This window comes from Thermoleptolyngbya sp. M55_K2018_002 (genome assembly GCF_015295965.1).
GTDB lineage: Bacteria > Cyanobacteriota > Cyanobacteriia > Elainellales > Elainellaceae > Thermoleptolyngbya > Thermoleptolyngbya sichuanensis.
In genome coordinates this window covers 1-7,306 of the sequence record NZ_DVEA01000094.1, presented here as the reverse complement: position 1 = coordinate 7,306, position 7,306 = coordinate 1, and the positions used below count along the sequence as shown (strand labels likewise).

At 59.1% G+C, this 7,306-nt stretch carries 6 protein-coding genes; 1 reads left to right on the top strand and 5 read right to left on the bottom strand.

Features of this window, described 5'->3' with window-relative positions; genetic code table 11:
- Positions 1-99: 99 nt before the first annotated feature.
- Positions 100-2,124: a CHASE2 domain-containing protein gene (locus IGS51_RS04750; RefSeq protein ID WP_297076580.1), complete on the bottom strand. Its 2,025-nt coding sequence runs from the start codon at positions 2,122-2,124 to the stop codon at positions 100-102.
- A gap of 90 nt (positions 2,125-2,214) precedes the next feature.
- On the opposite strand from IGS51_RS04750, the gene IGS51_RS04745 reads away from it, so the two are divergent.
- On the top strand, positions 2,215-3,057 hold the full coding sequence (locus tag IGS51_RS04745) for an HAD family hydrolase (protein WP_297076579.1): 843 nt from the start codon (positions 2,215-2,217) through the stop codon (positions 3,055-3,057).
- Between the two features lie 979 nt (positions 3,058-4,036).
- Here the strand turns inward: IGS51_RS04745 and IGS51_RS04735 are convergent.
- The 4 genes from IGS51_RS04735 to IGS51_RS04720 all read right to left on the bottom strand — a co-directional run.
- On the bottom strand, positions 4,037-5,569 hold the full coding sequence (locus tag IGS51_RS04735) for a DUF6745 domain-containing protein (RefSeq protein ID WP_297076578.1): 1,533 nt from the start codon (positions 5,567-5,569) through the stop codon (positions 4,037-4,039).
- 21 nt (positions 5,570-5,590) lie between these two features.
- Positions 5,591-5,932: a hypothetical protein gene (locus IGS51_RS04730; protein ID WP_297076575.1), complete on the bottom strand. Its 342-nt coding sequence runs from the start codon at positions 5,930-5,932 to the stop codon at positions 5,591-5,593.
- Positions 5,933-6,043: 111 nt separating this feature from the next.
- Complete coding sequence (rnc, locus tag IGS51_RS04725) at positions 6,044-6,760, bottom strand: ribonuclease III (RefSeq protein WP_297076573.1); 717 nt, start codon at positions 6,758-6,760, stop codon at positions 6,044-6,046.
- Positions 6,738-7,306: pentapeptide repeat-containing protein (locus IGS51_RS04720; protein WP_297076571.1), on the bottom strand; the 569-nt coding region annotated here is incomplete at its 5' end. The genes rnc and IGS51_RS04720, both read right to left, overlap by 23 nt.

The following is a 7,306-nucleotide window of genomic DNA, read 5'->3' as shown; positions in this document are numbered from 1 at the left end:
GTTTTTCGTTTTTCGTTTTTCGTTTTTCGTTTTTCGTTTTTCGTTTTTCGTTTTTCGTTTTTTGGTTTTCGTTCCATCATCTCATCATCCCTTCCCCCCCTAACTCCGCATCTCCTCGAATCCTTTGAACGCCCGCAGCCGTTCGTGGACGGTGTGATACAGCGTTGGGTCGTCGCCTTTGAAGCCCACTAAGCTGTAGAGCATTACTTTCTCGTCTTTGCGCCCTTTGAGTTCCTGTGCGCCGATGGGGACGACTTCCACCTGATCTTGCACCAGGGCGTAGAGGGAGTCGGTGATCAGGATGTCGGTCCAGAAGTTGCGGGTGAGGGCTTCGACGCGGCTGGCAATGTTCACGGCATCGCCAATCAGGGCAAATTCGCGGCGGCGGATGGAGCCGATGTCTCCGGCGATCGCCTCGCCAAAGTTGATCCCCACGCCGTTGAACAGGATCGGCTTGCCTGCCCGCTGCCACTCGGCTTGCAGAGCGGAGAGCGATCGCCGCATCGCCAGCGCCGCCCGAATCGCGTTCAGCGCATCGGTTTCTGCACCGTGGGAAATGGGCGAGCCAAACTCTGCCATAATCGCGTCGCCGATGAACTTGTCAATCGTGCCACCTGCTGCCAGGATTGCCTCCACCATTGCATTCAGGTATTCGTTAAGCTGCTCAAGCAGTGCTTCTGGCTCTAGCTCCAACGAGAGCGTGGTGAAGCTGCGAATGTCGCAAAACATCACCGCCGCCTGCACCCGCCGCCCTTTCAGGAGGGATTGAAAATCGCTGGAATGGTGTGTCAAAATTTCCTGCACGATGGGCGCGGCGACGTAGCGCTCTAGGGTGGTTCGCAGGCGACGACGCTCAAGCTGGGTATGGATCGTGCCCGTGGTGAGGCAGGTTGCGCCGCTGAGAAAGAGGCACAAACAGGGCACGGCTACGGGCCAAATCTGCTGACCTGCGGTGAAGCTGAGGTAGCCGATCGTGCCCCAGAGGGCGATCGCCCCCACCGCCAGACTCATTTGCATTACTGGCTGCCGAATCAGCGCCATCAGCGCCAACCCGCCGCCCCCCACCAGCGCCAGCACAAACCAACCCCGCCCCTGCGCCGTCGGCAAGGCGTTCTGAATCACGCGGTCTTGCATCAGCGTGGCGATGGCATTGGCGTGAATTTCCACCCCCGGCATCGTTTCCGAAAAGGGCGTGGGAATAAAGTCATTGCCGACATCGTTGGACAGCGGCCCAATCAGCACGATTGCATCTCGAAACGTCCCCTGGCGCTGGTGAACGGCCCAGTTTGTGGGGTCGAGGATATGCCAGAAGGGAACCCGCCGAAACGTCGTCGGCGGCCCGTAGTAGAAAATGTCGCCCGTGGTCACTGCCGGAATTTCAAGCTGGGCCGCCCGCAGCGTTGCCACCGCAAAGGAATCCAGCCCCTCGCCCAGGCCCTGGGGTTGCAGCACTTCGGCAATCAGATTGTCAGACAACTGGTACACCCGCTTGTCGGCATCGCGCAAAAAGTTAATCAGCCCAATTTGCGTCATCGCCGCGCCAAAGTCGGGATTGGGCATGAGGATTTGGCTCTGTTCGCCGCCGTCGGGCGTGCCAAACACCTCATAGTTTGCCGCCAGCACCGCCCGCCCCGGATGCCGCCGGAGCGCCGCCGCAAGCTGGCGATCGTCCTCAGTCCCATAGAAGCTGGGATCGGTCAGCACCAGATCGACCGCCACCGCCCGCGCTCCGTTGTCTAGTAGCCGATCAATCACTTGGGCATAGGCTGCCCGCTGCCAGGGCCAAATCTCAATCGGGGCCAGTTCGGGATAGCGGTCGGGGTCTGCCTGCACGTCTGCTCCCCGCGCTAGCGATTCCTGATCGATCGCCAGAATTATGATATTGGCAGGTGGCTCTAGCTGGCCCCGCAGCCGAAAGAACAATACCTGCGCCTGTCGCTCCATCCACTGCACCGTGCCCAGGTCAACGCCCGTGGCGATCGCCCCCGTCACCGCCCACAGGCCAATTAGCCCATAGCCCAACACCTGCCAGGGCGATCGCGCTAGGGGTGCTTGGTCTGCCGGGGATGTTTCGGAACGCAGCGCGGGCGAGGGTCGAACGCGGCGCAGTGGTTTGAAAAACATGGTGAATCACCCTTAACCGTAGAATGAGAGCGGCCTCGTGCCGTGCGATCGCCATTTGCCCAACGAAGGACACCCAGCAGAATCATCCGCATGATCAAAGCCATCATTTTTGACCTGGATAACTGCCTCAGTGCGGCTGATGACCCCGGAGCCGAACTCCTAGAGCCTGTATTTGACGCAATTCGGCAAGCCAATCAGGGAACCTTGCCCGACGACGTTCTGGGAGCCGCGCTGGGCGACTGCTGGTATCATGCGCTCGACTTTGTGGCCAAGAAACACGACTTCTCAGACGAGATGCTGGCGGCGGGGCAGGCTGTAATTTCGCAAACTCGCGTCAGCACGCCGATGCGGGGCTACGGCGATCTGCACGTCCTAGCAGAACTGCGGGGTGACCCGCTGCCGATGCTGTTTCTAGTTACGTCGGGCTTTCGCCAGCTTCAGGACAGCAAGATTAAGGCGCTGAGCATGGAGCAGCCTTTCGAGCAGTGGTTTACCGGGATCTACATCGATGCAGTTGATGACCCCAACCGCACTAGCAAGCAGGACATTTTTCAAGCCATCCTAAACGCCCATCAGTTCTGCCCTGCTGAGGCGCTGGTGGTAGGGGACAATCCTGACTCGGAACTGGCCGCGGGCGATCGCCTTGGCATCCCCACGGTGCAAATCCTCCGTCCCGGCGTGGCCCCACCAATCTTGCGACTCATCACATCCGCACCCTGCACGAACTCAAAGCACTCGTTGCAACCCAGACCTAGAAAACCAGCCCTAGAAAAACGGTATCCGCAGCCCCGGCACAGGCAGCCCTGGCACTCCCGGCAGCGACAGCCCCGGATAGATCCGCTGAAGCGTACTCTGAATTGCAGCGTACCCCGGCAGCGATTGCAAATAGCCGTTGAACAGGCTGCCCGACAGAATGGCGTTAATTTCTTCTAGCGTGATGTCTTCGACGGGCCCCAGGGGCGAACCGCGCCGCGTGGCGACCTTTTGCCCCGCCGACAGCACAACCGTATTCTCTGGATCGGCTGACTCTGTAATCGGGCTGGGCGACGGACTGGGCAACGAACTGGGCAAGGGGCTAGGGCTGGGCCGGGTGGACGGAATCCCCAGGCTGGGTCTGCGAGGCAGCGAAAGCTGTTTAGTACCTCGCCCAAAGCGCGATCGCCGTTCTAGCCGCTCTATTAGGGAACTGGGTTCTATAGAGCCAGCCTCGTTCTTCATCACCACGACCTCACCTTCCAGCACCTTGATTTCCTCTCGCCCGTCGTCGTCTACCTCCAGAATGTAGGTCGTGCCGCGCACTCCCGCTGTCACAGACGACGTACAGCCATTTACCGCGCCATTCACCAGCAGCACACCGCGCTGGAGCTGGGCACATTGCCCCACCGTCAGCACCGAGTTATTGGACAGCCGCGCCACGGCTCCCGTATTGAAATTCACCTGGGCACGGGCCCGACCCGTCCGCACCTGCTGCCCTCGATTGGCCACATCGTTGACCCGCGCCTGCCGATTTTGAATAAACACCTGATTGCCGTCCAGCACTTCTGTAATGGTGCCGCGCGTGACGCTGGTCTGCGCCTCCGACTCCTGCGCCACTGCCCCCATCACCAGCACCACCCAAAACCCGATCAGCAGGCTCGACACGAAGCGCCGCCGCAGCCCGAAAATTTGCCCGAAACCTCGTCCCAAAACTTGCCCGAAAACCTGACCCGAAACCTGACCCGAAACCCGTTCCAGAAACCCGATCGAGGATTTTCGATAAGGCATGATTGCACCTGCACATCTACAGAACTCCACTGATCCATTCAGGCATTTGCCAGGGGATTCCGTGAAAAACTTCCGTAAATTTTGGGAGATGATTCAGTGAAATTTTGGATGTTTTTTACACTGCGATCGCCATTTTGCGATCGGTGGCTCAGGTTTCAATGGCAAAGTCGGTTGGGTCGATATCCCAGTTGACCCAGCGGGCGGCTTCGCGGGCGGTTCGCAGGGTCGGCAGCACTCGAAGGACGTGAATTTTCTGGGTGCTGGGGCAGGTCATCTGGAGCAGCAGAAATGGCTCTACGTCTGGATGGGTCGGGATGGCACAAAGCACATACTCGCGCCAGCAATCGACGCTGCGAGACTGGAGGGTGCGGGCGATGCGTTCGTAGCCCATGCCCCGAATCAAAATCTGGCGCAGGGTCGCGTTGGTTTCCTGTAGCAGCCAGCGGGGCTGCCAGTTAGCGATGGGGGTTTGTCCGTAGAGGGGTGGCAGGAAGACCCCGTGGTGGGCATAGAGGCGTGCGCCATCAGCAAAGTCCAGCGCGGGCTGTCCATCTGCGTGGAAGCGTCCCTGGCGATCGCACTTGAGGCAGATGGGGCGATCGCCCACCCAACAGGTTCGTCCCCCTGCGATGACATAGCCTGTGGATTCCATCAGGTGGCGCAGCGCCCTCCAGCGCACTGGGTCAGGCTGATAGCCCAGTTCCGCCTCGCAAAAATCCAGCATCGTGAAATAAGGAGCCAGTAGGCTAATTTCCAGAGAGAATCGTGCTAGCAACTGAGCGTTACGCCATGAGCCGTTGGATAGCACAAATCGCCCTTGAGCCTCCGTCCACAGGCGTTGATCAGCTCGTCGAGCCTGCGCCTGCCAGGCCTCAAACTCACGACGATTCAAAAAGTCTCTGGCGAAGTGCGAGCTATAAAGTTCATCCTGGGGGCGATCGCTATTAATGCAGATCTGCCAGACGGCTCGCAACATTGACTCCGGAAGCTGCCAGTGGAGCCTCTGAAATTCCCACAGTATCCAGACTTGCCAGAAGTTAATCCTGTGCAGGGGCGATCGCCAGTCCGTGCCAACCCAATCAGCCACTTGCCGCCATTTGGGGTCGGCTTGCGCCCTGGGGCTGCGGAACCCCGACTGATAGACGGAGCGCTCGGTACATTTCAGAAAATGGCGATCGCAGACTGTGGTTACCAGAGCGCTCACAGACGAACACAAAACGCCCAACAAAAACATTGCGGCAATTCCAGCAGGCAGCGTTCCCCATAGGGTAATGCGGGTCAGCAGCCTGAGAGAATCATCCACTGCTTTTCCTTCAAGTTCAGACACCGCAGCAGTCAGCAGACACCTGATAAACACCACCGCCCCGCCGCCCCAGATTGTGCCGACGACGATTGCCACCCCTATTGTTGATACCCACTCTTCCCAGTTAGAGCGCATTTTTTGCAATCGCTGGCCCAGCGGGCGATAGGTCAGCGCATCGGTCATCGCGCTGATCACCCCCGGACACACCACAACATTAGGGACTGGCTGCCCAAACGCCGCATAAAACTCCAGCACGCGCTCTGTCACCTGCTGAGCATCGACGGGTTGCGTTGTATGGGCCAGGTCAACCCACTTTTGGCGGCAAGCTTGCAAGCGCGATCGCTGTTCAGGCGTAAGCGGAGCAAGCAGATTGGTCATACCTGAAGTGATTTCGCTCGGCTAATCTTCCACGGAACGAAAAACGACCTGCTGCTGTTCCGTTCCCACATACTCGCGCTGAATCCGAACCTGCCAAAGGCCCCTTGGAATATCAATCGGCTTGTGTTCTTCGTGAACTAATCGGGCAGACTCCGACCGGACACTGAGATACAACGTGCCGTGGCGTTCGTATAGCTCCGCCTCGCCGTCCGCAATGCGGTGTCGATGTCCAGTCACCTCTCCTTCTGCCAGCGTCAAATAGTTCAGTCTTTGCGCTCGGTCTAACAGGGCGGGTTGCCGCTGTGCCAACTCGCTGGACTCCACAGGGGTCAAAATCACATCACCCTGGCGAATCGGATTCATACCACTTCCTCCAAATCAAAATTCTCGAAACCTGCGGCGCAAGTTTCAAGCACCTATTGAGTGCAGGCAGAAGGGTTATGCCTCTGGCTGAATGCGATGGGTCTCATCCAGCTAAAGCGGAGGCTGTTGGCTTAGCTTGAGATAGGCCTGTTGTGCCGCCGCCTGCTCCGCTGCTTTTTTAGACTGGCCCTTCCCGATTCCCACACACTGATCTTGAATCCAAACCTCTGCGACAAAGCGCTCCGGATCGCCGTAGTCTTGCCCTACTTCGGTCACGCGATATTCTGGCAGGGCGCGATAGCGACTTTGGGTAATTTCTTGCAGTGCGCCTTTGTGATTTTGGCGGGTGGGGTCTTGGGCAATGTCAGCGGCGATCGCCCGAAAGTGGCCATCCAGCCACGGGCGAATCAGACTGAGATCCTGGGTGCTGAGGTAAAACGCCGCCACCATTGCCTCTAGCGCGTCTGCCAGACGGGTTTCTCTGCCCACCGGATTTGCATAGGCAGCGGCTCCCATCAGCAAGTAGCGCTCCAGGTTGTACTGATCAGCGATGGTAGCCAACGTGCGATCGCTCACCATGATGCCCCGAAACGCCGACAGTTCTCCCTCCGGCTGCTTGGGATATAGCTCATACAGCAGTTCCGCCGCCGCCAACTTCACCACCGCATCGCCCACAAACTCTAGGCGCTCATAGTTCTTGCTAGCCGAAGCCGTCGCATGGGTCAGCGCCTGATCCAGCAACTCCAAGTCCACCGGAGCCATTGCAGACAGCCCCAGCTTTTGCATCAACCCCCGCAGCTTCGTTTCACGAGAAGGATGGAGAACCATTTGTCACGCTCCCCTCTTCGTTCTTCCCTCTCCCCTCTTCGTTCTTCGTTCTTCGTTCTTCGTTCTTCCCTCTCCCCTCTTCGTTCTTCCCATCCAGCCTCGTCCCCCGCACGCAGGCCCCCGACAGATTTGCCCCGTCCAGGTTCGCGCCTTCTAGTTCAGCGCAGAGTAGGTTTGCGCCGACCGCGTTGGCTCCAGCCAGGTTCGCATCCTGGAGGTCGGCAGATTCCAGGTTTGCCTCGGTTAGCACCGCGCCTTGCAGGTTCGCCTGCCGCAGATTGGCGTGTTGCAAATTGGCGTTGCTGAGGTTTGCGCCGCGCAGGTCTGCCCCGCGCAGATCGACCCCGCTCAGGTTCACGCCCATCAGGTTTGCGCCGCTGAGGAATGCGCCCGTGAACACGGCGCGGGTGAGGTTTGCCTGCATCAGGTTTGCGCCGCGCAGGTTGCTGCCGCGCAGGTCGGCTTCGCTGAGGTTGCTCTGCATCAGGTTTGCGCCGAGAAAATTGGCCCGCAGGTCGGCGCGGCTGAGGTCACAGCCCATCAGGG